This is a genomic window from Campylobacter sp. 2457A (assembly GCF_020135895.1).
Lineage (GTDB): Bacteria > Campylobacterota > Campylobacteria > Campylobacterales > Campylobacteraceae > Campylobacter_D > Campylobacter_D taeniopygiae.
Genome location: NZ_JACHTO010000009.1, coordinates 25917 through 51829, shown reverse-complemented (window position 1 = coordinate 51829; position 25913 = coordinate 25917). Strand labels below are relative to the sequence as shown.

The 25913-nt window shown below is 28.4% G+C and carries 20 protein-coding genes and 7 tRNA genes; 10 read left to right on the top strand and 17 right to left on the bottom strand.

Annotated elements, in window-relative coordinates; all coding sequences use genetic code 11:
- Position 1: 1 nt before the first annotated feature.
- The gene (locus tag H2280_RS04315; RefSeq protein WP_337215779.1) at positions 2 to 3013 is read left to right on the top strand and encodes a molybdopterin-dependent oxidoreductase; all 3012 of its coding nucleotides are present in this window, start codon (positions 2 to 4) and stop codon (positions 3011 to 3013) included.
- A gap of 32 nt (positions 3014 to 3045) precedes the next feature.
- Here the strand turns inward: H2280_RS04315 and H2280_RS04310 are convergent, their stop codons facing one another.
- From H2280_RS04310 to murJ, 7 genes are read right to left on the bottom strand one after another with little or no spacing between them, the layout of a single operon-like run.
- Positions 3046 to 3825, bottom strand: coding sequence for an enoyl-ACP reductase (locus tag H2280_RS04310; RefSeq protein WP_337195646.1), 780 nt, complete (start codon positions 3823 to 3825; stop codon positions 3046 to 3048).
- Positions 3825 to 4721: a 4-hydroxy-tetrahydrodipicolinate synthase gene (gene dapA / locus H2280_RS04305; RefSeq protein WP_337195645.1), complete on the bottom strand. Its 897-nt coding sequence runs from the start codon at positions 4719 to 4721 to the stop codon at positions 3825 to 3827. The genes H2280_RS04310 and dapA overlap by 1 nt, the downstream gene beginning before the upstream one ends.
- Before the next feature lies 1 nt (position 4722).
- The gene (locus H2280_RS04300) at positions 4723 to 5964 is read right to left on the bottom strand and encodes a M16 family metallopeptidase (protein WP_337215778.1); all 1242 of its coding nucleotides are present in this window, start codon (positions 5962 to 5964) and stop codon (positions 4723 to 4725) included.
- Entirely contained in the window at positions 5961 to 7010 is a 1050-nt protein-coding gene (locus tag H2280_RS04295) for a quinone-dependent dihydroorotate dehydrogenase (RefSeq protein ID WP_137623686.1), read from the bottom strand. The genes H2280_RS04300 and H2280_RS04295 overlap by 4 nt, the downstream gene beginning before the upstream one ends.
- 54 nt (positions 7011 to 7064) lie before the next feature.
- Positions 7065 to 8801, bottom strand: a complete 1737-nt coding sequence (locus tag H2280_RS04290) for an ABC transporter ATP-binding protein (RefSeq protein WP_337215777.1) — start codon at positions 8799 to 8801, stop codon at positions 7065 to 7067.
- Entirely contained in the window at positions 8794 to 10176 is a 1383-nt protein-coding gene (gene cysS / locus H2280_RS04285) for a cysteine--tRNA ligase (RefSeq protein ID WP_337215776.1), read from the bottom strand. Before cysS ends, H2280_RS04290 begins: the two co-directional genes overlap by 8 nt.
- Positions 10176 to 11627, bottom strand: coding sequence for a murein biosynthesis integral membrane protein MurJ (gene murJ / locus H2280_RS04280; RefSeq protein ID WP_337215775.1), 1452 nt, complete (start codon positions 11625 to 11627; stop codon positions 10176 to 10178). The genes cysS and murJ overlap by 1 nt, the downstream gene beginning before the upstream one ends.
- Before the next feature lie 115 nt (positions 11628 to 11742).
- Here murJ and H2280_RS04275 point away from each other — a divergent pair, with 115 nt between their 5' ends.
- The 6 genes from H2280_RS04275 to H2280_RS04250 all read left to right on the top strand — a co-directional run bounded on the left by H2280_RS04275 (position 11743) and on the right by H2280_RS04250 (position 17611).
- Positions 11743 to 13605, top strand: a complete 1863-nt coding sequence (locus tag H2280_RS04275; protein ID WP_337215774.1) for a flagellar assembly protein A — start codon at positions 11743 to 11745, stop codon at positions 13603 to 13605.
- Positions 13578 to 14129 carry a Holliday junction branch migration protein RuvA gene (gene ruvA, locus H2280_RS04270; RefSeq protein ID WP_337215773.1) on the top strand — a complete coding sequence of 184 codons (552 nt, stop codon included), beginning with the start codon at positions 13578 to 13580 and terminating at the stop codon, positions 14127 to 14129. Before H2280_RS04275 ends, ruvA begins: the two co-directional genes overlap by 28 nt.
- A 13-nt stretch (positions 14130 to 14142) precedes the next feature.
- Entirely contained in the window at positions 14143 to 15183 is a 1041-nt protein-coding gene (locus H2280_RS04265; protein WP_337215772.1) for a D-alanine--D-alanine ligase, read from the top strand.
- Between the two features lie 61 nt (positions 15184 to 15244).
- Positions 15245 to 15460: a type II toxin-antitoxin system Phd/YefM family antitoxin gene (locus H2280_RS04260; protein ID WP_137623692.1), complete on the top strand. Its 216-nt coding sequence runs from the start codon at positions 15245 to 15247 to the stop codon at positions 15458 to 15460.
- Position 15461: 1 nt separating this feature from the next.
- Complete coding sequence (locus H2280_RS04255; RefSeq protein ID WP_337215771.1) at positions 15462 to 16184, top strand: alpha/beta fold hydrolase; 723 nt, start codon at positions 15462 to 15464, stop codon at positions 16182 to 16184.
- A 2-nt stretch (positions 16185 to 16186) separates the two neighbouring features.
- Complete coding sequence (locus H2280_RS04250) at positions 16187 to 17611, top strand: UDP-N-acetylmuramoyl-tripeptide--D-alanyl-D-alanine ligase (RefSeq protein ID WP_337215770.1); 1425 nt, start codon at positions 16187 to 16189, stop codon at positions 17609 to 17611.
- On the opposite strand, the gene H2280_RS04245 is transcribed toward H2280_RS04250, so the two are convergent.
- Entirely contained in the window at positions 17604 to 18623 is a 1020-nt protein-coding gene (locus H2280_RS04245) for a fla regulon two-component system sensor histidine kinase FlgS (protein WP_337215769.1), read from the bottom strand. The genes H2280_RS04250 and H2280_RS04245 overlap by 8 nt on opposite strands.
- Positions 18623 to 19396 carry a DUF234 domain-containing protein gene (locus H2280_RS04240; RefSeq protein WP_442862341.1) on the bottom strand — a complete coding sequence of 258 codons (774 nt, stop codon included), beginning with the start codon at positions 19394 to 19396 and terminating at the stop codon, positions 18623 to 18625. The genes H2280_RS04245 and H2280_RS04240 overlap by 1 nt, the downstream gene beginning before the upstream one ends.
- Before the next feature lie 150 nt (positions 19397 to 19546).
- On the opposite strand from H2280_RS04240, the gene H2280_RS04235 reads away from it, so the two are divergent.
- Positions 19547 to 20815: an aminotransferase class V-fold PLP-dependent enzyme gene (locus H2280_RS04235; RefSeq protein WP_337215768.1), complete on the top strand. Its 1269-nt coding sequence runs from the start codon at positions 19547 to 19549 to the stop codon at positions 20813 to 20815.
- A 15-nt stretch (positions 20816 to 20830) separates the two neighbouring features.
- Here the strand turns inward: H2280_RS04235 and H2280_RS04230 are convergent.
- The 8 genes from H2280_RS04230 to H2280_RS04195 all read right to left on the bottom strand — a co-directional run bounded on the left by H2280_RS04230 (position 20831) and on the right by H2280_RS04195 (position 22265).
- Positions 20831 to 20907, bottom strand: a tRNA-Asp gene (locus H2280_RS04230).
- A 10-nt stretch (positions 20908 to 20917) separates the two neighbouring features.
- A tRNA-Val gene (locus tag H2280_RS04225) sits at positions 20918 to 20993 on the bottom strand.
- 10 nt (positions 20994 to 21003) lie between these two features.
- Positions 21004 to 21079 (bottom strand) — tRNA-Arg (locus H2280_RS04220).
- A gap of 14 nt (positions 21080 to 21093) precedes the next feature.
- Positions 21094 to 21169: transfer RNA gene (locus H2280_RS04215), tRNA-Lys, on the bottom strand.
- A gap of 5 nt (positions 21170 to 21174) precedes the next feature.
- Positions 21175 to 21251, bottom strand: a tRNA-Asp gene (locus tag H2280_RS04210).
- 17 nt (positions 21252 to 21268) lie between these two features.
- A tRNA-Val gene (locus tag H2280_RS04205) sits at positions 21269 to 21344 on the bottom strand.
- 4 nt (positions 21345 to 21348) lie between these two features.
- Positions 21349 to 21424: transfer RNA gene (locus H2280_RS04200), tRNA-Lys, on the bottom strand.
- 61 nt (positions 21425 to 21485) lie between these two features.
- Entirely contained in the window at positions 21486 to 22265 is a 780-nt protein-coding gene (locus tag H2280_RS04195) for an amino acid ABC transporter permease (RefSeq protein WP_337215767.1), read from the bottom strand.
- Between the two features lie 110 nt (positions 22266 to 22375).
- Here H2280_RS04195 and H2280_RS04190 point away from each other — a divergent pair, with 110 nt between their 5' ends.
- Together H2280_RS04190 and H2280_RS04185 are read left to right on the top strand one after the other, a co-directional pair.
- Complete coding sequence (locus H2280_RS04190; RefSeq protein WP_337215766.1) at positions 22376 to 22759, top strand: hypothetical protein; 384 nt, start codon at positions 22376 to 22378, stop codon at positions 22757 to 22759.
- 107 nt (positions 22760 to 22866) lie between these two features.
- Complete coding sequence (locus H2280_RS04185; RefSeq protein WP_337215765.1) at positions 22867 to 25899, top strand: YobI family P-loop NTPase; 3033 nt, start codon at positions 22867 to 22869, stop codon at positions 25897 to 25899.
- Positions 25900 to 25913 lie beyond the last annotated feature (14 nt).

The window sequence follows — 25913 nt, the reverse complement described above, 5'->3', positions numbered from 1 at the left end:
AATGAAAAGAAGAAAATTTTTAATCGGATCGGGATTAAGCATTGGTGCAATTTCAGCACTTGGATATTCTGATACTTTAAAACATGCATTGACTTTTTCAGATAAAGGGAGTAAAGCAAAAAATACTATCTATGCAAACGCACAAGAATGCGAAGTATCTTTAGATAAAAATGGAATTAAATTTAATGATAAATTTAGCATCATGCCAAGTGTTTGCAATGGTTGCGTAACCTTTTGTTCTGTACGTGCTAAAATCGATAAAAAAAGCCAAAAAGTACTTAGAGTAAGTGGAAATCCTTATAGTTTGCTTTCAAGCGATCCTTATCTTGATATGAATACACCTTTAAAAGAAAGTTTTATCGCTTTATCAAATCATAATGAAAATGGCTTAAATATGCGTTCTACATGTTGCGTTAGGGGTAATTTTATCCATCATAAACTTGATGATGAATTTAGGATCACAAAACCTTTAAAAAGAGTAGGAAAACGTGGAGAAAATAAATGGAAAAGTATCAGCATCGAAGAATTGATCTCTGAAATTGTAAATGGTGGCGATCTATTTAATGAAGGACATGTTGAAGGGCTTAAAACATTTTGTGATACAAAAACTTTAATCGATGAAAAAAATCCAGATTATGGTCCTTTGGCAAATAAATTATGTATTTTAGGCACAGGAGATGAAGGGAGACAAAATTTTATCACCCACAGATTTGCTCAAAGTTTTGGAACGATAAATTATTTAGGACATACTGCAATCTGTGGTCTTTCTATGCGTGCAGGTGAGGCTGCTTATTTGAATGATTTTCAAAAATATCCCCATTTAAAACCTGATTTTGAACACTGCAAATTTCTTCTTAATATAGCGACCGCACCCGCACAAGCTGGAAATCCTTTTAAAAGACAAGCGCATTTACTCGCAAAAGCTAGAAGTGAAGGAGAAATGAAATACGTCACTATAACTCCAAATTTAACCAACGCCGATACTTTTGCAGTGGAAAATAAATCAAGGTGGATACCTATAAAACCAGGGAGTGATCTTGCTTTTGTCATGGGGATGTTAAGAGTGATCATAAAAAACAAACTTTATAATCTTTCTTATTTACAAATTCCAAGTTTAAAATCTCAAATAGCTCTTAATGATGTTAGTTTTACTAACGCAACTCATCTTGTCTTGCAAGATGAAACAAACTATGGCACTTTTTTAAGAGATGAAAATAATCAAATTTTAGTTCTTGAAAATGGTATTCTTAAAAATGCTGATGAAGTTAAACAAGCCGATCTTGAATTTAGTGGAAGTGTAGAATACAAAGGTCAAATGTATCAAGTAAAAACTAGCTTTGAAATTTTAAAAGAAAATGTTTTTGAGTATAGCTTGAAAGAATATGCACAAAAATGTGAAATTGAACCAAATATTATCGCTGATTTAGCAAAAGAATTCACTTCGTATGGTAGAGCTGTGGCAACTGATTGCCATGGAGGAACCATGCATACAACGGGATTTTATACCGCTTATGCGATCATGATGTTAGGAAGTATGGTGGGAAATTTAAACCATAAAGGAGGTATGAGTATAGGAGGTGGAAAATTCAATAGTTTTAATGGAAAAATGTATAATCTTTTAGCCTACGAAGGTAAAAAGAAACCTTATGGAACAAGGATAGATCGTGCAAGAAAAGCCTATGAAACAAGTACAGAATTTCAAGAAAAAATCAAAAATAATCAAAATCCATATCCTGCCAAAGATCAATGGTATCCACTAAGCAATGCTTTAGAAAATGAAGTTTTAACAAGCAGTGCTAATGCTTATCCATATAAACTTGGCGCCTTAATAACTTGGGGAACTAGTCTCGTTTATGGGCAAAATTTAAATTCAAAAACTATTGAACTTTTAAAAGATCCTAAAAAATCAATTCCATTATTTATAGCCATAGATCCTTTTATCAATGAAACAAGTTTATATGCTGATTATATTGTTCCTGATAGTGTGCTTTTTGAAACTTGGGGAGTGTTGTCTCCTTGGGCTGGATATACCACAAAAACAACCCATTTAAGATTTCCTATTATCCAAAGTCCAAATGAAAAATTTAAAAACGGCCAAAGTATATGCATGGATAGTTTTTTAATTGAACTCGGAAAAGCTTTAAATTTACCTTCTTTTGGAAAAGATGCCATTAAAGATAAAGATGGAAATTATTATCCTTTAAATAAGCCTGAAGATTTTTATTTAAGAGCTTTTTTAAACGTTGCATTAGATACTCAAAATCCTGTAAATGATATCAGTGATGAAGAGTTTAAAATAAGCGGTTTGCAAAAATATGAGAAAATCTTAAAAGAAATTTGCAAAGAGCATTGGAGAAAAGTAGCTTTCATAATGAGTCGTGGAGGAAGATTTTCGAGTAAAGAAAGTGCTTATAAAGATAATGCTTTAAGCAATTCTTATAAAAAAGCTATTGCAATTTATAATGAAAAACTAGCAACAACCAAAAATGCACTCAGCGGAGAAAGACACAGTGGAACTATAAAATATTATGATTCAAGATACGCCAATGGAGAAAAAATTATCAAAAAAGAAGGTTTTGATCTTTTAGCATTTAATTATAAATCCAATGTTTTCTCTTCTTATTCTGCTACTCTTGAGTCCTTAAAAGAGATCAAATATAGCACCTATATAGATATTAATTCACAAAGTGCAAAAAAATATAATATCAAAAATGGTGATAAAGTAAAATTAAGCACCTATGAAACCTCAATTATAGGTTATGCAAGAGTTAAAGAAGGCATTCATCCATGTGCAATTGGCTTAGAACACGGAGGCGGAAGGGATGCAGAAGGAGCACGAGATCTTAGTATAGATGGAAAAACACTTAAGGCAAAAATCAGACGAAAAACTGGAATTGCTTATAGTCAATTAGGCTTAAGAGATATTACAAGACCAAATAGTCCTAATTTAGGCGATTTTGTCATAGGATCTAATGCAAGACAAGCATTTATGGTAAAAATAGAAAAGATTTGACCTATCATCTTGAATATTCAAGATGATAAATTTCATTTAAACGTAGTTCCACCATCCACGATGAAAGTATGTCCGGTTACCCAACTTGCTTTTGAAGAGCAAAGAAAAAGACAAGCGCCAGCTAAATCTTCAGGCTGCCCCATACGATTAAGCGGACTTAAATCAATAGTAGCTTGTTTAACTTCCTCATAATTTGTAAAAGCCCTTAAAGCATCCGTTTCAATAGGGCCACCACTGACAACATTCACACGGATATTTTTTTCTCCAAGTTCAGTGGCTGCATATCTTGCCATAGCTTCTACTGCTGCTTTTGCTGTTCCATGACCTGCATAATTTTCTATATAAACTAAATTTCCAGTAGAAGAAATAGAAATAATACTTCCTCCCCCTACTTTTTCCATTCTCTTAGCCGCCTCTTGGGCACCAACGACAAAAGCATTAACTGTTGCAGTAAAGATATTATTAATTCCTTTAGGTTTTAATTTCATAAATTTAGTATATCCGCCAACTACCGCACGACCTGAAATGATCGCATTTGAAATGAAATAATCTATGCGATCAAAATCTTGATCAATTTTTTCAAAAAGTTCTTTATAAGTTTCTGGTTCTAAAATATTAAATTCATAAGCTTTTGCTTTAATTTTATAGTTTATTTCTAAATCTTTTATCATCTCTTCTGCGATTTGTGCATTAGAATTATATGTAAAAGCTACATTGACACCCGCTTTAGCAAATTCATACACAATAGCTTTACCAATTCCACGCGTTCCACCGCTAATCACTAAAGTTTTTCCTTGAAATTCTTGATTCATTAAAATCCTTTAATATTATATTGCTTCATCACTTCTTGTATTTTAGCATAGTTTTCTTTACTAGGAGGACAAAGTGGGAGTCTAAATTCTAAATTTTCTATCAATCCAGCTATATGCATCGCTGTTTTTATAGGGATTGGATTGCTTTCGCAAAATAAAATTTTATTAATATTATAAAGTTCATCATTGATTTGCTTGGCTTCTTTGTAATTTTCTTCCAAAGCCCTATGCGTTAGCATACTGATTCTATCGGGTAATAAATTTGAAGTTACTGAAATCACTCCCTTTCCACCATTTGAAAGTATAGGATAATTAATCGCATCCTCACCGCTGATTAAAACCATCTTAGGTTCATGTGCAAGCAAATCCACGCACTTGTCGATACTTCCACTTGCTTCTTTAATCCCATAAATATTTTCACAAGTTCTAAAAAGCTCAATAGCAGTTTCTGTAGCAATATCACAACCTGTTCGTCCTGGAACATTATATAAAAGAATAGGAATATCCACACTCATTGCAATTGCTTTATAATGTTCATAAAGTCCTTTTTGAGTTGGTTTATTATAATACGGAGCCACGCTTAAAATACCATCAGCTCCACAATCTCTTGCAAATTGTGCCAAATCGACAGCTTCATGTGTCGCATTACTTCCAGCTCCTGCTAAAACTTTAACTTTTGTATTTTTACAAACTTCTACTGCAATTTCAATGCAAGCCTTATGTTCATCATGGGTCAAAGTGGCACTTTCTCCAGTCGTACCAACGGGCACTATGGCATCAATTCCATTATCAATTTGTCTTTGAATAAGTTTTGCATAGCATTGCTCATCGATTTTATTATTTTTAAATGGGGTAACAAGTGCTGTCATCGCCCCAATGATGACATTTTTATCCATTTTAATCCTTTCTTAAAATCAAAGTTGTGGAATTTTCTTCATCAAAATATTTTTTAGCACATTTTTGCAAATCCAATAAAGTCAATTTTTCTATTTTTTCTTCATAATTTAATAAAGGTTTTAAATCCCCTCTTGCCAAATAAGAACCATAAATATTAGAAACCGCACTTGCTGTATCAAGTGAAAAAATAAAATCACTTTTTATATTATTTTTAACTTTTTGTAAATCTTTTTCTGTAAATTTTCCTTTTTTGATTTGCTCTAAAATTTTCCAAAGTTCCTTTTCAACCTCTTCAGCTTTAATCCCTACATTACAATTGCAAATAAAAATAAATAAATTTTCATCAATGCAATCATTAGCAAAGGCGTAAAAATCATTGATTAAATGAAGTTTATCTATTAAAATTTCATTAATAATGGAGCTTTTTCCACTTCCTAAGAGTTCTGATAAAGCATTTAAGGCTGGAATATCTTTGTGTTTAAAATTTGGAATTTTAAATGCTACGGCAAGAATTTGAGTTTGAGTTTCTTTTTTGATAATAATTCTTTTTGCACCATCTTGCTTAGGTTCTTGTGTGTGAATTTTTGGGATAGTTTTTGTATTTTTAATGTTTTCAAAATGCTTTTTAGAAAGATCAAAAACTTCTTGATGCTCTATATCTCCGCTAACAAGTAAAATAGCATTTTTAGGTTGATAATATATACTATGAAAATCTCTAATATCTTCAATAGTCCAATTTTCTATATCTTTGTAAAATCCTATCGGAGTCCAGTGATAAGGGTGATACATAAAAGCATGATTAAAAAGTCTAAAATACAAATAACCAAGCGGATTATTATCCGTTCTCCATCTACGCTCTTCCAAAACAACATTTCTTTCAGGCTGAAATTCTTCATCTTTTAAATTTAAATTAGCCATTAATTCAGCAAAAAGCCCTAAAGCTTTATCTAAATTTTTTTTAGCGCATTTTATATAATAATGTGTATAATCAAAGCCTGTGCTTGCATTATCCAAACCTCCAAAGCTTTTAACGATTTCATCAAATTCACCGGCTTTAAGGTTTTTTGTACTTTTAAAATTCAAATGTTCAAGCATATGGGCAATTCCACTTTTACCCATGATCTCATTTCTTGACCCCACTTTATAAAAGATATCAACGCTGATCACATCGCTATTTTTATTTACAGGAAGGGCATAAACTTCAAGTTTATTTTTTAAACGAATTTTTTCAAAAGCAATCATTTAAGATTAGCCCCCACGGCTTCACTAATATGCATAAAACCATCTTGCCTTAATAAAGAAATTAATTCTTGATTGATATTTTTTACTATACTTGGCCCTTTAAAGATTAAAGAGGTATAAATTTGAATTAAATTGGCTCCATTTTTTATACGTTCATACGCTTCTTTTCCGCTATCAATACCCCCACAAGAAATTAAAAGAGTATGAGAAAAAAGCTCTTTAGCCAATTCTTTAAAAAAAAGACCATTTTTCTTTTGGATAAGCTTTCCACTGATACCACCAAAAGTTCTTCCATTATCAATCAAAGAGTAATCTGTACTTGTATTAGCAATTATAAAACCATCTGCACCTTTTTCTATTGCTTGTTGGCAAAGTGCTATAGCCATAGAAACATCTAAATCAGGTGCTATTTTTATAAAGATAGGCTTTGGAGTGATTTTTTTTGCTTCTGTTAATAAATCATTTAAAAATTGATCATTTTGTAAATCCCTTAAATTTTTAGTATTTGGAGATGAAATATTAATAGCAAAATAATCACACAAATCTTTAAATTCTCTCAACAAAATAAAATAATCTTCCAAAGCATTTTGACTGTCTTTGTTTTTACCTATATTTGCACCCAAAGGTAAAGCAAAAGGATAAACTTTTGAAACATGCGATCGAACTTCATATGATCCTTTATTGTTAAAACCCATAGCATTTTGTATGCTTTCTTGTTTTACTAAGCGAAATACTCTTGGCTTCTCGTTTCCCTCTTGAGGTCTAGGAGTGAAAGTTCCATACTCTAAAAAGCCAAAGCCTAATGCACTTAAAGGCTTAATCATGGTTCCATTTTTATCAAAACCACCTGCTATGCCTACTGGAGAATTAAAATCAAGTCCTAATAAATTTTGTTTCAAGCTTGCATCATTTACAACAAATTTCTTAGCCATTAAGCCCAATGCAGCTGGAAAAATAGCATTGAGTCCTCTTAAAGAATGCTCCACTAAATAATGAGCTGATTCCGGTTGAAGTTTAAAAAGCAAAGGCTTTATTTGTTCATACATTGTTTTTCCTTGAAATAAAAAATAATATAAAATTTTAACAAAATTAAAATAAAGTCAAGCTTTCATTTCTTTTTCTTTATTTTTGAATTTACGATAAAGTTCACAGGTTTTCAAAAGCTCTTCATCTTTTCCGATGGCTAAAACTTGCCCTTTGTCAATAACAACGATTTTATCTGCATTTTCAACCGTACTTAATCGATGTGCGATCATTAAGATCAATCTTTCTTTTTTTAGATTTTCTATGGTTTTCATTATAGCCTTTTCGCTTTCATTATCTAGCGCTGAAGTTGCCTCATCAAAAATCAATAAATCTGGATTTTTATACAAAGCTCTAGCGATAGCGATACGTTGCTTTTGCCCTCCACTTAAATTTTTTCCGTGCTCTTTTATTTCAGCATAAATTCCGCCCATTGATTCTACAAATTCGTAAGCATTAGCAAGCTTTAAGGCTTCAATCACTCTTTCTTCATCTAAATCTTCACTATAAGCCACATTTTCAGCAAAGCTATCATTAAAAAGATAAATATTTTGAGTCACAAGCCCTATTTTATCTCTTAAACTTTCAATGTTAAAATGCTGGATATCTACATCATTAAATAAAATTTCACCCTTATTTTTTTCATAAAAATACATCAAAAGATTAATAATGGAAGATTTTCCACCGCCACTCATACCTACAAGTGCTAGTGTTTCTCCTTTGCTGAATTCAAAATCAATTCCATTTAAAACCTTTTTAGAAGAATTATCATAAGCAAATTCCACTTTTTTAAATTGAATATTTTTTATACTTTTTAATTCTTTATCTCCACCTTTAATTTCAGGCTCTAAATCCAACAAATAAAAAGTTCTTTCGCTTGCTGCTATAGCTCCTTGAAGACCTCCATATAAATTTGAAAGTCTTTTTATAGGCGTATAAGACCAAAAAAGCGCCGAAATAAAAGCAAAAAAGCTTCCAACGGTTACATTTCCTTTAATCGCTTCGTGCCCACCAACTATAATCATAACCGCAACTCCGATAGAACCTATAACTTCCATCATCGGACTTGTTAAAGCATTAATTCTTGTGCTTTTTAAAATAATTTTACAAAAAGACTTATTTTCTTGATCAAATTTTTGCCTTTCCTTTTCTTGCGCATTATTGGCTTTAACTAATTCTATATTTGAAAAGATTTCTCCTAAACGAGATAAAAGATCAGAATTTTTTTCTTGGATATTTCTTGCATAAAGCTTGAGTTTTTTAACAAGATAAAATAAAGGAATAATAGTAATTGGAAAAATGATTAAAGCAAAAAAAGCCAATCTTGGACTTTGAGACACAGCCACACCTAAAAGTCCTATAGCTGTAATTAGTTGAGTTAAAAAATCTGGAATAACACTAGAAACTACATTTTGTAAAGCACCTATGTCGTTAGTGCAGCGGCTTATAAGCTCTCCACTTCTGTGCCGTTTAAAAAAATCCATATCCAAACGCAAGATATTTTTTAAAATCTTAGAACGCAAAATCCTTAATATATCTGTGCCAATATAAGAGATATAATAAGTTTGCAAATAAGAACCCGCATTTTTAAGAAAATAAATCAAAAAAAATAAAAAAGGAGCAAAATAAAGCATTGTTTCTTTTTTATCTATAAAAATTTGATCCAATATAGGCTTTATCATATAAGCACTCGCTGAAGTTCCACCACTTGCTAGAAGCATACCTATTCCGACAATAACAAATTGCTTCCAATACTGCTTATAAAAAGGTTTAAAGCGAATTAAAACTTCTTTTAAATTCATTTCTTTATACATTTTCATACTCCCAAATTGTTCCGCTTGGCGTATCTTGTAAAAAGATACCCTCTTTAGCTAAATTTTCTCTTATTTCATCAGCCTTTTTAAAATTTTTTTCTTTTTTTGCTTCATTTCTTTTTAAAATTTCATTTTCAATGAAAGCTTTTTTATCCTCGCTCACACCCCATTGAAAATACTCTTTTGCATCCATAAAGCCAAAACCAAAAATTTTAGCTAACTCATCTAAAGAATCTCTAATATCTTGCTTTAAAGTTTTATTTTTTTTATCCAGTTCTAAATTAGCATTATTGATAAAATCATCCAAACAAGCTAAAGCTTTAGAGATATTTAGATCATCATTTAAAATTCCTAAAATTTTTTGTGCAATGTCGCTTTGAAATGTTGTATTTTGCGTCATATCAAAGTCTAAAATATTATCCATATCCAGTCTCTTTTTGAGACGATAAAATTTATCAAGACGTTTTTTAGCAGCATGCAAATCTTCCAAAGAATAATTAAAATGCGCCCTATAATGTGAATTTAAAAGATAAAATCTCAATGCCTCGCCCATAAAATCTTTAAGTGCATCTTTTAAAAAAAAGCTATTGTTAAGACTTTTGCTCATTTTTTCACCATTGATTTTGACAAAACCATTATGAAGCCAAATTTTAGCCAAAGATCTTTCACAGCCACAACGACATTGTGCGGATTCATTTTCATGATGTGGAAAAAGCAGATCAATTCCACCCGCATGAATATCAAGTGTGTCCTTAAAAATAGAATCAATCATAGCTACACATTCTGTGTGCCAACCTGGGCGGCCTTTGCCAAATTTACTTTCATAAAAATTTTCATCAAATTTCCAAAGTACAAAATCGCTTTCATTTTTTTTCTTAACGTCACTATCAAGACGAGAAATATTTTCATCTAAGCCTCGCTTAGAAAGACTTAAATAATCTTTATCTTTGCTTGTATCAAAATATAAACCATCCTCCAAAGCATAAACAAAACCTTTTTCTTTTAATCTTGAAATCAAATCAATCATTTCCCCGATAAAATGGGTTGCCCTAGGCTTTAAATTAGGATCTAAGACGTTTAATCTTTTCATATCCTCTTCATAGCTTTGTATATAAAATTCTGTTAATTCCTCGATACTTTTCCCGCTTTCAGATATTTTTTTTAAAATTTTATCATCAATGTCTGTATAATTTCGAACAAAATTGACTTCACGGTCTTGAGCGATTAAAGCCCTACGTAATAAATCAAAACAAACACTACTTCTAGCATGTCCTAAATGCGCATCATCATAAACAGTAGGGCCACATAAATAAATATTGATTTTTTTTTGATCTAAATGAATTTTTTCTTTTTTAACACTATCCATTAATTTCATCAAATTATCCCCTTAAATCCCATGTAAATCCAAATAAACATATTTAAAACATAAGGCTTTGTCAAATAAAGTATTGCGGTAAAAATTACTAAAGCAATTATGATTAAAAAGTAAAATTTAAACGATATTAAACCAAAAAATTTCTTAAAACCAAATTCTTTAATATTGGCTCCAAGTAAATAAAAAGCACTTAAAGAACTCGAAAAAGCCACTCCTATAACTTTTAAATTTTCATCTTTGATTAAAATTATAAAAGCAATCGAACACAAAAGACTTATAAATAAAGCTTTAAATGCTATAAAAGCAGCGGTTTTTTGTTTGAATTTAGCATAAAGCCATAATGAAAGAAGCTTTTGCAAACCAAATGGAAGAAGTCCTATAAGATAAGCTATTAAAACATAAGCGGTTGTAATGCTATCTGAATGGGTAAAATTTCCTCTTTGAAACAAAAGCTGACAAATTTCTAAAGAATAAACAGAACCTACAATACTTGAAACAAGCAATAAAACACTTAAAAATATCATCGCTCTTTGCATGAATTTTAAAGCTAGATTTTCTTGATTGCTTTTTAAATGCTTTAAAATTTTAGGAAAAGAAACTTGAGTTAAGGCTATGGCAAAAAGTGCTAAAGGAAGTTGAAAAACCCGATTAGCATAATACAAATAAGAAATACTTCCGCTGATTAAAAAACTCGCGATTGTGGTATCTAAAAGAGAGCTGATTTGAGTTGCAGAAGAACCTAAAACTCCATGAAAAAAATTTCCATAAAATGATTTCATTTTTGTTTTAGCTTTTTTTAATCTTATGCTTAATATCATTGCTTTAATAACGGGATTATTTTTTAAGATAATTAAATGCAAAATCAATTGTGCTACACCACTTAAAACCGTTGCATAAGAAAAATAATAAAGCGTTTTTAAAGGTTCATTTTTATCAACAAAAAATGCAGCAATCACTATACTTAGATTAAATAAAGCAGCACTAAATGAAGTGATAAAAAATTTTTGTTTGTAATTTAAAATTGCACCAAAAAAAGTAACTAAAAAAATAAAAAATAAATACCAAAAATTAATCGCCACTAAAGGCGATGCAATATCAATAGTTTTTTGATCAAAACCAAAAGCAAAAATTTTAGTAAAAAAAGAAGAAAAAAAACTCACCAAAAGACAGCATAAAAAAACAATTGAGCTAAACTGAACTAGAATACTAACGCAAAACGCTCCTTTTTTTCGTGCCTTTACAAAATTAGGCAAAAAACTTTGCCCAAAAGCCCCTTCTGCAAAAATTCTTCTAAAAAAAGCGGGCATTTTTAAAGCCACGAAAAAAATATCACTATAAAGTCCAGCTCCTAAAAAAAGAGCGATTAAAATATCTCTAGCTAAGCCTAAAACACGAGAACATAAAATTCCTAAGGCGTTAATAATAAAATTTTTAAATACTAAATTTTTCATTGTTTTTTTGAAAATTTTTCATCATTTTTTAAATATAAAGATTTTATTTTAACTAAAATTGATTAAAAATTGACTATAATTTGCTTTAAAAATGATTTAATTACAAGGAAAAGTTTTGGGATTAGATGAAAAAATTATTTCTTACACTGAAGATCCAAATCAAGAACTTTTAGAAGTATCATCTAGAACAAATATTGATTTAAATGAACTTGATTTTAAACTTTTGGCATTTTCAACCCAATATTGTTTTAACGACAATCAATGGGAAAAAATTTCAGAAAAGGATTTAAGTCTTTTTGAAAAAGATGAAGTATTTCTAAAAAATGATTTAAAAATCAAACAAGAATATAAAATAGAAATTTTTCATCGGACAAATGAAGATAAATTAGCACATGCAGTAAAACTCATCGCCAATAAAAACCTCACAAAAATAGTCGCGCAAATTGATTTTAGTTCTTTAGTGTTTCATGAAAAACTAGCTCTTGAACTTTTGCAAAATATCTATAAAAAGATGCTTAAACTTAAATTTTTAATAGGAATTCGCATTTTTAATTTTAAAAAAGAACTTCTTAGCGCTTGTAATAAGCATAAATTAAATCCTTCAAATCAAATAGTGCAAATTAATGTAGCTAGAGGCATTGATCCTATTCAAAGTCAAGATGAAAAACTGATTTTGCTTTACAAAGAAAAGGCTAAAAATTACACCATCGATGAAAAAAGATCAGGTATTATAGCCGTAGATGAAAATGAAGTTGTTTTAAAGCATACTAAATTTAAGCAAGGAAAAGAAGGTAAGGATTTAAATTTAAGAGTATTAAAAGTTTTAAGCGCTAATGAAAATAAAATTAAATTTACCTGCTCTTCTGCGTTTAAAGCGGTTGAAAATGAGGATTTTACAGATTATATTGCCTTAAAAAAAGGTTTCGTAAGCGAAGAATCTGATCGTTTTGATATTAATAATTTATTAGAATTTAATGGAGTTGATTTTAAAAATATAGGTATCATACGCGCTGGAATTGATAAAAATGTCAAAATCAATATAAAATTCATCTCCGATATGCAAGATGCTGTTAATTCTGGAGTTGGAATAGAATGCGAAGAGTTAAACATCGCTGGAAGTGTGGGTAGTAATACTCACCTAAAAGCTGCAAAAATGAAAATTGAAGGCATCACGCATTCTAAAGCTTATATTTATGCAAAAGAAGGCTATATTAAAACTCACAGAGGGTTTGCAGAGGGTGAAATATTAAATATAGATTTACTCGAAGGTGGAACAGTTAAAGCCAAAGAAGTAAAAATTAAAAAAAGTTTAGGCGGAACAATACAAGCTGAAAAAGTTTATGTAGAAAGTTTAGAAAATAATAATACTTGTGTTTTCTATGACTGCGCTGTAGTTGAAAATATGAAAGGTCAAAATAATAAATTCAATATTAAAGTAAAATCACTTGATAAAGATTATGATAAGGAATTTTTAGACATTAAAAATAAAATATCCACTCTTAATCTTAAAATCAATAAATTAAAACATTTTATATCATCTAACAAAAATAGTATTTTAAATATAGAAAAAAAAGCAATTCAACTTAAAAATCAAGGACAAAATATACCTCCACAATATGAAAAAGCCTTAAAAGAATTTTCTTTTCAAAATCGAGAATTAAATAAAGCGATCAACGAAGAAAAAGAACTTTTGGAACTTAAAAAACAATTGCATTCTGAATTAGTAGTGCTTGAACAAAGCCTATTTGAAGCCAAATTTATCAATAAAAGTGGTAAGTGGAATGATATGAATGAAATAAAATTTTCACTGATAGAACCTAAAAAAGATATTTTATATTCTTCTTTTAGTAATGAAAGTGCTAAATTTATAGGGTTGCAAAAAAACACAGAAAACAATCAAGAATTTATAGAAATCAACAAAAAACTCGATTACGATAAAAAGGATACAGAATGGTTGTTGCCATCGAAGGAATCATAACAAAAAAAGAACCAACGTTTATAGTCTTAAAATGTGCTAGTGGGCTTAGCTATGGAGTTTTTATATCTCTTTTTTGCTCCGCCAAACTTCAAAGTAATGAAAAATGTGAGCTTTTGATCACTCAAATTATCAAAGAAGACTCTAATAGATTTTATGGCTTTTTGGATAAAAATGAACAAAAAATGTTTGAAATGCTTTTAAAGGTTAATGGTGTTGGTGCAAGTACTGCTATGGCAGTTTGCTCGAGCTTGGATGTGAATTCTTTTTATCAAGCTTTAAGTATGTGTGATGAAAGTTTGCTAAAAAAAGTTCCAGGAATTGGGGCAAAAACTGCAAAAAGGATCATCATTGAGTTAAGTGATAATAAAAAGAATCTTGAAAATATCAGCAATGAGAAAAATGAAGCTCTAGCGGCCTTAATTTCTTTAGGTTTTAAACAGGATAAAATTTTAAATATTTTACGCGATTGCACAGGAACAAATACTAGCGATCTTATCAAAGAAGCACTTAAAAAACTAGCATAAGGAGAAAAAATAAATGAATTTTGCGATACTTTTTGGAGGAAATTCATACGAACACGAAATTAGCATTGTAAGTGCTATAGTCTTAAAAAAAGTTCTTAAGACAAATTTAACCTTTATTTTTTGCAATGAAGATAGAAAATTTTATCTCATTCCAAATGATAAAATGTATTCAAAAACTTTTAGCACAAGATCTTATACAAAAGAAAAAGAATTATTTTTAAAACAAAAAGGATTTTATGTTAAAAATTTTATAGGCGAAAGCAAAATCGAAATAGAATGCGTGATCAATCTTATCCATGGAAAAGATGGAGAAGATGGAAAAATAGCTTCTTTGCTAGAATTTTTTGACATTAATTTCATCGGACCAAGACTTGAAGCGAGTGTTTTATCTTTTAATAAAGAATTGACCAAACTTTATGCAAAAAATGTAGGCGTTAAAACGCTTGATTATTCTATGCTTAGAAAAAATCATAATGATAATTTTACTCCAAAATTTCCTTCAATCTTAAAACCATCAAGACTTGGTAGTAGTATAGGTATAAGTATCGTCAATAACGAAAAAGAATTCGAATACGCCAAAGATGTGGCTTTTGAATTTGATACAGATATTCTTGTGGAAGAATTTAAAAGCAATATCAAAGAATACAATCTTGCTGGTTGTATGATCGATGATGATTTTGTTTTTTCCATCATAGAAGAGCCTAAGAAAAAAGAATTTTTAGATTTTGAACAAAAATATCTTAGCTTTTCTGGCAATAATGAGCTTATCGAAGCTGATTTAAGTGAAGAATTAAAAACAAAACTTAAAGAAAATTTTAAAAGGATTTATAATCCATTGTTTAAAGGCGCTTTAATACGATGTGATTTTTTCATTTTAGATAAAGAAGTTTATCTCAATGAAATCAATCCAAATCCAGGTTCTTTAGCTAATTATCTTTTTAAAGATTTCAATACTCTTTTAGAAAAACTTGCTAAAAATGCTAAAAATGAAAACAAGATCAAAATAAATTACAATTTCCTTCATTCAATCAATGGACAAAAGGGCAAATTATAAACTTTTAAGTCAAAATACGTTAAATTCTACATAAAATTTAACGTATTTATTAGGAAATGCTATGCTTACCTTTCAAAAAGATGAAATTTATACAGCCACAGAGGTTGTTCGAAATTTTAGCCCTATTATGGAAAAATTAAAAAAAAGTCAAACGGGAAAAATCGTTATTTTAAAAAACAATAAATTCGAAGCTGTAATGCTTAACATGACAGAATATGAACGCTTACAAAATGCTATACAACTTTTAGAAAATATTTATAAAAATCAAAAGGTTTAAAATGGCATTAACTCAAATTATCTATGAAGAAAATACTTATAATTTAAGCTATGAAATTATCAATCAAGATCAGAAAAAAACTCTACTTATTTTACATGGATGGGGGGCTAATAAAGAATTAATGAAACAAGCTTTTGCTAAAGAATTTCCTGATTATTGCCATTTGTATCTTGATTTGCCTGGATTTGGAAAATCAAGTATTATAAAGGCTTTTCAAAGTAAAGATTATGTTAATATTATAAAAAAATTTTTACAAGAAAAAAAAATCGATATTGATACTTACATGGGTCATTCTTTTGGTGGAAAAATAGCAGCTCTGCTTGCCTTGGAATTTAAAAATTCAAAATTAATCTTGCTTTCTAATTCTGGAATTCTTGTTCCAAAATCTTTAAAAATTCGCTTAAAAATTGCTATTTTTAAATTTTTAAAAATCTTTGGTTTGGGTAAATTTTATCGTTATTTTGCAAGCAAGGATGCTTCAAATTTAAACGCTGCGATGTATCAAACTTTTAAAAATGTAGTGGATGAGGATTTGAAAGATGTTTTTTCAAAAATAGAAGCAAAAACTTATATTTTTTGGGGCATTGATGATCAAGCTACCCCATTATCAAGTGGAGAAAAAATGCATGAACTTATTAAAAGTAGCAAATTCTATCCTTTAGAAGGGGATCATTTTTTCTTTTTAAAACATTCTGCTTTTATAGCTAAACAAATAAAAGGATAAAAATGCTAATTAATGCTCTTTATTTTATTAATTCATTATTGTTTAATTTTTGCATATCTTTTTATCTTATTAGTGCTTTACAATGGTATTCTTATAAATTAAATCGTATTGTTTTTCATTATCATAAGCCTTTATGGCACTTATATTTTTTACTTTGTCCTTATTTGATGTTTTTAGTATTTCCTTTATATTCTTTAATTTATTTTATTATTCTTGCTCCAATTTTATATTTTTGGAATAAAAGTATAGATAAAAAACTCATCTTTACTAGCAAGGTAAAATGGTTTTTTGTTTTTGTTTTTGTTTATAACACTCTTTTTGCTATCTTAGCCTTAAGATTTTCATTTCTTTTCAATCTTTGCACCCTAGTCTTAGCACTTTTAAGTTTAAAAATTTATGATCTCTTTTCAAAAATATATTACAAAAAACAAGCCAAATCAAAATTAAACCGTCTTTCAAATTTAAAAATCATACTCATTACGGCAAGTTTTGGCAAAACAAGCATTAAAAATTTTCTCTATGAGTTATTAAAAGATGATTTTAAAGTTTATAAAACTCCAAGATCTGTAAATACTCTTATGGGAATAGTTGCAGATATCAATAACAATCTAAATGAACAAACTCAAATCTATATCGCAGAAGCAGGCGCAAGACTTAAAGGGGATATCGATGAAATCACTCGCTTTTTAGAGCCACAAATTTGCATCGTAGGAGAAATAGGAAATGCGCATTTAGAATATTTTAAAAGCGTAGATAATATCAGACAAACAAAGCTTGAAGCTCTAAATTCTAAAAGATTAGAAAAAGCTTTTCTTCATACAAGCACACTAAAAAAAGAAGATGAAATCATCACTCTGTATGATGATAAAATAAGCAATATTGATTCAAATTTAGAAGGTTTAAATTTTGAAATATCATTCAAACAAGAATTGCATACTTTTAAAAGTCAAATTTTAGGAGAATTTAACGCTCAAAATTTATGTGTTTGCATACTTTGCGCTCATTATTTAGGTATTAATTTTGAGTCTATTAAGAAAAATATCTTAAATATCAAATCCGTAGAGCATCGCTTACAAATCATTTCTAAAGAGCCAAAATTCATTATCGATGATGGTTTTAATGGCAATTTTAAAGGAATGAGTGCAAGTTATCATTTATGCAAACTTTATCAAGGACGTAAAGTTTTAGTTAGCCCTGGCATTATAGAGGTTAGCAAGGAAGAAAATATCAAACTCGCGCAAATCATTAATGATTGCTTTGATTTAGCTATCATCACAGCCAATGTAAATGCTGAAATTTTTGAAAAAGAACTCAGCATCAAAAAAATCATATTAAAAGAAAAATCCGAACTAGTAAATACTTTAGCCAAAGAAACCAAAAATGGAGATTTGATTTTATTTTCTAATGATGCCCCTAGTTTTATGTAAGAGGTAAAATAAAATAAAAATTTTTAGGCTCTTTTTCAAAGCTTAATTCCCCTCTATGGGCATTAATGATTTCTTTAGAAAGAGATAAGCCTAAACCATTTCCTTTTAACTTTGTCGTCTTAAATGCCTCAAAAACCAAATTTTCATCTTTGATCTTGCAACCATTATCATAAACTCTCAAAATTAAATTATTTTCTTTAGCTTCTGCTATGATTTTTATTTCTGGATTTTCGCATTCATTTTCTTCTATAGCATCAATAGCATTATAGATTAAATTTTGCAATACCAAACCTAAAAGTGCTTTATCGGCATAAATTTGCATATCTAAAAAATTTAATTCAAATTGGATTGGCGAAGAAAAATTATAAGAACTGATTGCACTTTCGCACTCTTCTTTTAACTCCAAAAGATTAAAATTCAAAGTATTTATATGCACACCTTTAGTAAATAATAAAGTTGAATTAACTATACGCTCTACCCTATCAATGGCTTTTTTCATCTCAAGCACTATATGTTTATTTTTAAGCTCACTCCTAGAAAAAAGAGTGGAAGCAAGTAAAGATATAGAGCCTATTGGATTTCTTATTTCATGTGCTAAATGCGCAGCAACACTTCCCATACTCGCAAGTCTTTCATTGCGCTTTTCATCGCTAATATCTGTAGCTGAAATAATAGTTTTTTCATTGTGTGCGATGATCTTTACAGCGTAAAATCTTCCTTCAAATTCAAGTTCATCACGCATTTTTTCAAGACTGATGCTGCTTAATAATTTAGGGTTTTTCAAAGCTTCTTTGTTTTGTAAAATAATACTTTTTTCTTTATCTAAAATCCAAAGTGCGCTAGGCAGAACCTCGATAATCTCATCAACCATCGCACGTAAAGAATTATAATTTTCATTTAAAACCTTATATTCATTTTCTATGACATAAGTTTGCTCTATTAGGCTTTCTAAACCCTTTTGCAAGGTTTCTTTTTCAGTCGCATCCAAACTTTTTAAAATATTTTCATTCATTATTTTTCCTCTAATAAAATTTTAAAATCATTCATATCCATTAAAAGCAAATTTTGCTTAGCTATTTTACAAAATTCTTTACTAAAACCATTCTTTGAAATTATAATATAATAATTGGGCGTTAAATTTAAGATTTTTGCTTTCATTTCTAAAAGATTTAAGATGTTTTTGCAAATTTTTTTATTTTTAAATTTAACTTCTCCGATTAAACTCAAATTTTCATCTTGATAATACAAATCTATTTCCAAATCCTTATTCCAATAACTTTGCACTCCCAAAATATCAAATCTCTTTTCGATCAATTCTCTTGAGAGTTGTTCAAAACAAAAACTTTGATAAAGTTCAAATTTCTCCTTAATGATTTCTAAAACTCTATCATATTTTTGCTCTAAAATGAATTTTTCATGGGGCTTTAAAAAATAAAAAAAGAAACGTGTAAAATGATTTTGAAATATAAGTTTATCTTGTATCACATAGGATCTTAATTCTTTTTTTAACTTTTCTCTTTTATTTTTAACTTTTTTAATTTCCTTGCTGTATTCAAGCTTTAAAATACCATTTTTTAAAAGGTATCTTAAAATAGCCCAAGCTTTAAAATGCTGTATGTTTTTATTAATAGAAAAGCGTTTTCTATTGTTTTTAGCTAAAAGAGAAAGCGCGTAAGAAGTGGTTTCATCAAAATTAAATTGAGTGGTTATTCTAAGATAGTCTTTGAGGAGTAAATTTTCTATATTGTAAAAAATATTTTGATTAAAATCGATTTTTTCTAGCATATCAAAACCATCAAAAATACTATAAAAATCAAAAACATTCCCCAAAGTTAAAGTGCTGCAAAGACTCGCAAAATGATTAAATTTAATATTTTTCCTTTTAAACAAAATAATTTATAGTATAATTCTATCAAATTTTTACAAGGATTATAATTGCAAATTTCAGATTTAAAACAACAAATTATACTTAAAAAAGGTGTTTTGCATTTTGATTTTACTGCAAGTGCCTTAGCCTTAAAATGCGTAGAAAAACAAATCGCTAAAATATTACCAACCTATGCAAATACCCATTCTGATAGCTCTTTAAATTCTTTTAAAACTCAACAATTTTATGAACAAGCTAGAGATGATATTAAAAAAAGTCTCAAGTTAAATAAAGATTTTGCCCTTATTGCCTGTGGAACTGGATCAAGCAGTGCGATAAAAAAATTTCAAGAATTACTTGGAATTTATTTACCTCCGCTAGTGAAAGAAAAATATTTTACTCAAATACAAAAAGACACACTGCCTTTAGTAATTGTTGGGCCTTATGAACATCATTCTAATGAATTATCCTTTAGAGAAGGCTTGTGCGAATGCATAAGGATACCTTTAAATGAATTTGGAGAAATAGATTTTGACTTTTTAGAAAAAACTCTTCAAAACAATAAAAAACGACAAATTATTGCTAGTTTTTCTTTAGCCTCTAATGTAACTGGGATATTGAGTGATTATAAACGCATAAGTGATTTAGTGCGTAAATATAAAGGCATAGTGGCTTTTGATGCTTCTAGTTTTATCCCTTATAAAAATATATCTTGCAAATATTATGATGCTTTGTTTATAAGCTCGCATAAACTCATCGGAGGTATTGGTGGCTCTGGACTTTTAGTCATCAAAAAAAATCTTTGCGGAAACAAGCCTAGTTTTGCAGCAGGTGGAACCGTAGGATACGTTTCAAGAACTTCTCAATGTTATCTTTGCAATGAAGAAATTTTAGAAGAAGGCGGAACTCCTGGAATTTTACAGCTTATCCGTGCTAGTTTAGCTTTTAAGATAAAGGATTCTTTAGGAATTTCTCAAATAGAAAAGAAAGATGAGGAATTAAAAAAATATTTTTTAAAAGAAATTGAAAAAATACCTGATTTGATTCTTTATGCTAAAAATTTAACCCATCGCTTACCCATTTTCTCTTTCAATATCAAAGGAATTTCTCCTTATGATCTTGCTTATGAATTAAGCAAAACTCATCACATTGAAACGCGTGCGGGCTGTGCATGTGCTGGACCTTATGGGCATGATTTGCTTGGTTTAAAGGATAATCAAGAGCTTAAAACAAAACCAGGATGGTTAAGAGTTAGCTTACATTACACACATGAAAAAGAAGATATTGATTATTTTATAAAAGCCTTAAAACAAAGTATAAAAAAACTTAAATTTTAGAAAGTATCATAGAAGTGGCGCAGCGGACGGGGCTCGAACCCGCGACCTCCGCCGTGACAGGGCGGCATTCTAACCAGCTGAACTACCGCTGCACCTAAAAAATGGTGGTCACTATAAGACTCGAACTTATGACATCCACCTTGTAAGGGTGGCGCTCTACCAACTGAGCTAAGCGACCAAAAAAACAATGGCGACCCCTAGAGGATTTGAACCTCTGTTTCCACACAGAGAGAGTGTTGTCCTGGGCCACTAGACGAAAGGGTCTAAACCCAAAAAAGTGGTGTCCCGTGTTGGATTCGAACCAACGGCCCCCTCCTTAAAAGGGAGATGCTCTACCGGCTGAGCTAACGAGACATAAGTGGCGCAGCGGACGGGGCTCGAACCCGCGACCTCCGCCGTGACAGGGCGGCATTCTAACCAGCTGAACTACCGCTGCACCTAAGAAGTAAGAAATGGTGGTCACTATAAGACTCGAACTTATGACATCCACCTTGTAAGGGTGGCGCTCTACCAACTGAGCTAAGCGACCAAAGTGGTGTCCCGTGTTGGATTCGAACCAACGGCCCCCTCCTTAAAAGGGAGATGCTCTACCGGCTGAGCTAACGAGACATAAACTAAAAATGAAAATGTGATTATGCCAAAATATATACTCATTTGTCAAGGATTTTTTTCATTTTTGATATTTTCTTTCTAAATAACGCGAAAATAAACCGATCGGCAAGGTTAATACAAGATAAGCTATAGCTAAAATTATATAGCCTTCAAGCGTAGCAAAAACATAAGAATTAACCTCTTGAACATTTTGTGTTAATTCATTTACAGCGATCACACTCAATAAAGAACTATCCTTAATCAAATTAGCCAATTGTCCGCTAATAGGAGCTAAGATATTTTTCAAAGCTTGTGGAAAAACCACATAAAATAAAATTTGCCTTTCACTTAGTCCTAAAGCTCTTGCGCTTTCTATTTGGATCAAAGCAATGCTAAGAATTCCTGATCTAAAAATTTCAGCCAGATACGCCCCAGAAAACAAAGAAAGGATAAATATCCCTACAAAATATCTATTATCAAAACCTAAATTATTGGCAATAATATAATAAATCAACAATACTTGAACAAGCAAAGGCGTTCCGCGAATGATTTCTATATAAAATAAAGCAAAAAATCTCAACACTATAAATCTACTCAAGCTAAAAAAACAAATCACCAAACCAAAAAAAATACTACTTCCTAAAGCAAAAAAGCTGATCAATAAAGTATTTAAAAATCCATTCAAAATTGTTTTTTTGTATTCCAATAATAAAGCAAAATCAAAATGATAAACACTCACTTTAAAACTAAAATAAAAAAATAAAGTCAAAAGACAAAGCAAAAGCGTCGCATTTAATAAATAAGCTATTTTAGAAAGTGGTTTTATGGGTCTAAAGTTTTTACGCTCTTGAATAAACAAAATATCCCCCTATTCTTCATAAAAACATTTTTATAATTTCAAGTATGCAAATTTTTTTATAAGTAAAATTTAACTAAAATTTTTAAAAATCATTTTAAAGGTAAATTAATATGCTAATTTTTGGACATCCTCTAGCAAAAAATTTGAATTTTAATTTTATAGAAAAAATTGAAAATTTGCAAAACGATCAAATTTCTTGTTTTTTTTATGATGAAAAAATTATCCAAAAAGCAAAAAATGAAAATTTGGATTTTGCCATTTTTATACAAAATAAAAATGAAATTTTTTTAAGCAATGTATTTGAGGCAAAATTTTTAATCTTTAAAGATGAAAAATTAGCAAAATTTGCTTCAGAAGTGGCTGAATTTTACCTTTTTGATAGCAAAATTTTAATGATAGTAGAAAACTTTGATGATTTGGAAAAAGCTTATGATTTGAGAGTCGATGGGGTTATTTTAAAGGATTTTATAAAGAATTATAAAGTTTTTAAATAACTTCATTGCAATAATTTAAATTTTTACTTGAAAACAACATAAGATTTTTAAAAAAGATTTAATTGTTGGTATAATTTTATATATTTAAAATCAAGGTGATGTTGATTATGAAAATAAGAAATTTTTTAAAAAAAACATGCAGTGATAGTCCAATAAATTCTGAAGAACTTCAAAAATATAAATTTTCAACTCCGCACTATGATGATACAAAGAACAAAGAAATTGAAATATTAAAATATGCTATTGATAACAAAGAAGTGAAAAATATTGCAATCCAAGGGGAATACGGATCAGGAAAAACCAGCCTTATAAAATCTTTCGAAAAACAATACGGGTATTTAAATGAATATAAAATTTTAGACATTTCTTTAGCAACATTTGGAAATATAGATAATAAAATAGAAACTATAGAAAAAATAATATTAGAGCAGATATTTTATAGGGTTGAAAAATCTAAAATTCCTTTATCCAAATTCAAAAGAATAAGTGAAGTGTCTTTCTGGAAAGCTCTTATAAATTTTACATCTTTTTTTCTTTTGATATTTTCTTATTTTTTTATATTTGACGAAACTTTTAAAAATTTATTAAAATCTAATTTTGACATTTCAAACTATAATAATTTCATTGTATATACTTTGTGTATTATAGATTTTCTTATTTTATATTTTTATTTTTATAAGATGTTATTGATTATTAAAAACAGCACAATAAATAAAATTACAAGCAAAGATATTGAGATTTCCCAAATCGATGAAAAATCTTTACTCAATAAATATCTAGATGAAATTTTATATTTTTTTAAAAAAAATAAATTTCGGATAGTTGTTTTTCAAGATCTAGACAGATTTGACAAGATTGACATTTTCACAAGACTTAGACAACTAAATTATTTTTTAAATAATTATGAAGGCATAAAACATAAAATAACTTTTTTATACGCAATTAAACCTTCTATATTAAAAAATACCGAAGAAAGAACTAAATTTTTTGATTTTATTTTAATAAAAATACCGTATATAAATTCTCACAATTCAAAAGAAAAAATAATAAAATATTTTGAAAAAGATAATATGCTTATAGATGAAGATTTATTAAAGTATGTTTCGTTATATATGCACAATATAAGAATAATAAACAACATATATAATGAATTTTTATTTTATAAAGATAAGCTTAATATTAATAGAAATGATAAATTAAAAAATACAAAACTTTTTGCTCTACTTGTGTATAAATTTTTCAATACAGAAGAATTTTCAAAATTGGAGAAAAGTGAAGGTAATTTACATAATATTTTAAAATCTAAAAATGACTACATTAAAACTAAAAAAAGTGAATTAGCATCTTATATTGCCAAGAGCTACGCAGAAGAATTGTTTAATCTTATTTCTAGCGACTCAAGCTATCATAGGATATATATAGATCGAAATGATAATTTAGGATATAACAAACAAGATATAGAAAATAATTATGAATTAGTTTCAAAACTTGTTAACAACTGTAAAATATTTGATAACTATTCTGAGATAGATATAAAAGATGTGAATAAAAAATATCAAAAAAAAATTAAATCTTTAAATACACTTTCTAATTCTCCATTAAAAGATTTTTACAAATATATTGATTTTAAAAACATAGAACAATATAAATACGCGGATATGATAAAATATTTTATCGAACAAGGTTATATAGATGAAGATTACGATCAATATATTTCAAATTTTACCTATGATGATCTAACAGACAATGATAAAAAATTTGTTTTAAACCTTAAACATAAAAAAGAAAATTTAGGATTTGACTATAAACTTTCCAATGTGGATAAAGTTTTAGATCATTTAAAATCAGATGATTTCACCTGTGATTTCATATTAAATATTCAATTATTTTTACATCTTATTAAAAATTATAAAAATTACAATCAACAATTTAGTAATTTTTGTAAATTTTTACAAGATACTAATCCTTTAGAATTTTATAAAAATTTATTAGACGAAAACTGCAAAGATGTAATTAATTGTTTAATTGAAAATATTAATGATTTTTGGAGTATAGTTGAAAAAATTGAAAATAAAGAAAAATATTTAAAAAATATTATTAAGATGGCCTCTAAAGTTAACTTAAATGAAATTTTTAAAAGTAAAAATATGCAAATTTATTTTTCCAATATATCTTCACTATCATTTATAGGCCAAAATGACGAGAATACTTCCAAAAATATTATCGATATTATTGAAAAATTTAAAATTAAATTTAAAAAACTAAATGACATTAAAATACAGTATGTATTATATAATCATATTATTGAAAACAATAGTTATGAAATAAATATTGATAATTTTAAAACATTATTTGCTGAAAGAGAAGAAAATAAAAATAAGTTTAATGAAAAAAATTATACATTTTTTAAAGAACTAAAAAACAATAATCTATTTAATTATATTAAAGAAAATTTAAATGAATATATAAAAAATGTATTTTTAAAATTAGAATATAACACCAAAGAAAGCGAAGAGATAGTAATCGAACTTATAAACAATAATATAGATGAGGTACTAAAGAAGGAGATAATTAAAAAACAAGAATGTAAATTTTATTCTCTTAATGATGTTAATAAAAATTTACAAATTTTTATAATAGAACAAAATAAATTAATTTGCACAATTGAAAATATAAAGTATTTATTAAATTTAGGATATAATTTTAATTTAATAGTTAAGTATTTAATTCAAAATGAGAACAATATAGAACAGAATATTCTAAAAGAATGTTGCGAACTATTATTAAATAAAAACAAAAATAAAGAATTAATAGATTTTGTTTATAAAAAATTTAAAGATAAAGAAAAACTTAATAGTAGCACAATTAAACAAGTAATCCAAAATAATAATGAGATTGATAAAAAAATTACTTTTTTATATAAACAAATTGATAATTTAAAAACTCAAGATATTCTAGATATTCTAAACAATCTTGGTGGCGAATACAAAAAAATTGCTCTTCAAGATGGAAAGCATGTGAAAATAGAAATTAAAGAATATAATTATAAACTTCTAGAAAAATTAAAAGAAAAACATTTTATAACTAGCTATAAAAAAGAAAAAAACTATTATAGAACCATAGTAAAATATAATGAATAATTTTAATAATCTAA

Bases quoted from the DNA above. Each gene is read 5' to 3' on its own strand.
- H2280_RS04290 (WP_337215777.1), bottom strand. From the start codon at position 8,801: ATGTATAAAGAAATGAATTTAAAAGAAGTTTTAATTCGCTTTAAACCT.
- H2280_RS04315 (WP_337215779.1), top strand. From the start codon at position 2: ATGAAAAGAAGAAAATTTTTAATCGGATCGGGATTAAGCATTGGTGCA.
- H2280_RS04240 (WP_442862341.1), bottom strand. From the start codon at position 19,396: ATGCTAGAAAAAATCGATTTTAATCAAAATATTTTTTACAATATAGAA.
- H2280_RS04295 (WP_137623686.1), bottom strand. From the start codon at position 7,010: ATGTATGAACAAATAAAGCCTTTGCTTTTTAAACTTCAACCGGAATCA.
- ruvA (WP_337215773.1), top strand. From the start codon at position 13,578: ATGGTTGTTGCCATCGAAGGAATCATAACAAAAAAAGAACCAACGTTT.
- H2280_RS04300 (WP_337215778.1), bottom strand. From the start codon at position 5,964: ATGATTGCTTTTGAAAAAATTCGTTTAAAAAATAAACTTGAAGTTTAT.
- H2280_RS04190 (WP_337215766.1), top strand. From the start codon at position 22,376: ATGCTAATTTTTGGACATCCTCTAGCAAAAAATTTGAATTTTAATTTT.
- H2280_RS04245 (WP_337215769.1), bottom strand. From the start codon at position 18,623: ATGAATGAAAATATTTTAAAAAGTTTGGATGCGACTGAAAAAGAAACC.
- H2280_RS04185 (WP_337215765.1), top strand. From the start codon at position 22,867: ATGAAAATAAGAAATTTTTTAAAAAAAACATGCAGTGATAGTCCAATA.
- murJ (WP_337215775.1), bottom strand. From the start codon at position 11,627: ATGAAAAATTTAGTATTTAAAAATTTTATTATTAACGCCTTAGGAATT.
- cysS (WP_337215776.1), bottom strand. From the start codon at position 10,176: ATGAAATTAATGGATAGTGTTAAAAAAGAAAAAATTCATTTAGATCAA.
- H2280_RS04310 (WP_337195646.1), bottom strand. From the start codon at position 3,825: ATGAATCAAGAATTTCAAGGAAAAACTTTAGTGATTAGCGGTGGAACG.
- H2280_RS04250 (WP_337215770.1), top strand. From the start codon at position 16,187: ATGCTAATTAATGCTCTTTATTTTATTAATTCATTATTGTTTAATTTT.
- H2280_RS04255 (WP_337215771.1), top strand. From the start codon at position 15,462: ATGGCATTAACTCAAATTATCTATGAAGAAAATACTTATAATTTAAGC.
- H2280_RS04265 (WP_337215772.1), top strand. From the start codon at position 14,143: ATGAATTTTGCGATACTTTTTGGAGGAAATTCATACGAACACGAAATT.
- dapA (WP_337195645.1), bottom strand. From the start codon at position 4,721: ATGGATAAAAATGTCATCATTGGGGCGATGACAGCACTTGTTACCCCA.
- H2280_RS04260 (WP_137623692.1), top strand. From the start codon at position 15,245: ATGCTTACCTTTCAAAAAGATGAAATTTATACAGCCACAGAGGTTGTT.